Raw genomic sequence first — 1,393 nt, forward strand, 5'->3', positions numbered from 1 at the left:
CCTGTACTGACCGATCTGGCCTGCTAGCTTTTCGAGGAGTTTCTGTTCGGGATCTGCGTGTTCTCTTCAACATACACTAGATTACCACCTCAGAGTAGCGCAAAACGCGAGATTTAGATACGTTGACTAGCTACAACTCGTGATACCTGATGGTCGAAATTTCTGATTCGCTTCGCTCTGTGTTTAGTGCTCAAATCGAAGAACGTGACGGGTCGTATATTGTGGATGTCCCCGCGAGTGAAATCGAACACGACGCGCTTGCTGCCGACGAAACCTATCGCGTCGCGATCTTGAAATCAGAATCCTCGACAACCCAGAAGACCCAGGAAGAGCAACCCCAATCGGCTGCGCAAGAACCAACTCCGACGTCGGACGGTCCTCCCGTAGATGAAGGTGAAGTCCGCAACGTGACGATCGAGACGACTGGTGATCAAGGTGACGGCATTGCGAAGGTTGAACGCGGCTACGTCGTGATCGTCCCCGGCGGACAACCGGGTGATGAGCCAACAGTCGAGATCGAGCAAGTCAAAGAGAACGTCGCGTTTGCCAGCATCGTCGAACCCGACTCACGGGCGCTGTAACGTCGTTTTACTGGCAACTATCTATTTGACTGGGATCGTTGGAACCACGACTGTCCTGATCAACCCTCCTCGCTTCCTGGCTTCCCGATGTACTCCGATTTCATCGTCCCCTTCTCACGATAGTAGCGATAGAGATACGGGCCGTGCATATCCGCGGGATTCCCACTTGCGCATTTACAGCTGTCGTCCCCACAGGTGACTTTCTCTTTGACGACGGTCCCGCTTCCTTCGCTATCGGACTCCTCGACGGGCTCGGCAGCCTCCGGAAGCTCCTCGGTGTCGACCGACTGGTCGCGATACTCGACGAGCGCCTCGACGTAGTTCTGCACCTCTTGAAGTGTCTCCGTATCCTGTTTTGGGAGCGCCTCTGCGAGATACTTCGGGAGCGAGGTGGGTGGTGACGGGTGCTCCATACCTTATGTAACAATTGGAGCCATGTTGGCGTTCGGGTGCTACATAAGGTATTGAATCTTCTCTCCCAACGGTGAGCACTTCAGCAATTACTCGAGATCGTAGGCCGCAATTTCGCGAGAGCCACACTGTGGACACTCATCGACGTCCTTCTCCACGCTGTATCCACAGTGACGGCACTCGTGGTGGGTTGTCGATGGCAGCTCGAGTCTCACAATTTGCTGGATGAACTGTTTACTGAGCATTCATGGGATCGACGATCTCGCCACAGCCGGGGCATTCGGCCCACACGCCCGGTCTACCGCTATCTGTTTCATACTCGATGATCGCGTGTCGGCCGGTAACTGTATCGCCACAGAATGAGCAGGTGCCACGGACCGTCTCTGGATTATCGGGGGTCA

At 54.8% G+C, this 1,393-nt stretch carries 2 protein-coding genes; one reads left to right on the forward strand and one right to left on the reverse strand.

Features of this window, described 5'->3' with window-relative positions; all coding sequences use genetic code 11:
- The first annotated feature begins 149 nt into the window (after positions 1-149).
- The gene (locus tag EXE41_RS18495) at positions 150-581 is read left to right on the forward strand and encodes a TRAM domain-containing protein (RefSeq protein WP_137691781.1); all 432 of its coding nucleotides are present in this window, start codon (positions 150-152) and stop codon (positions 579-581) included.
- Between the two features lie 59 nt (positions 582-640).
- On the opposite strand, the gene EXE41_RS18500 is transcribed toward EXE41_RS18495, so the two are convergent.
- Entirely contained in the window at positions 641-994 is a 354-nt protein-coding gene (locus EXE41_RS18500; protein WP_137691782.1) for a DUF6788 family protein, read from the reverse strand.
- Positions 995-1,393: the final 399 nt, after the last annotated feature.

It is taken from the genome of Halorubrum sp. SD690R (genome assembly GCF_005435035.1).
GTDB classification, from domain to species: Archaea; Halobacteriota; Halobacteria; order Halobacteriales; family Haloferacaceae; genus Halorubrum; species Halorubrum ezzemoulense.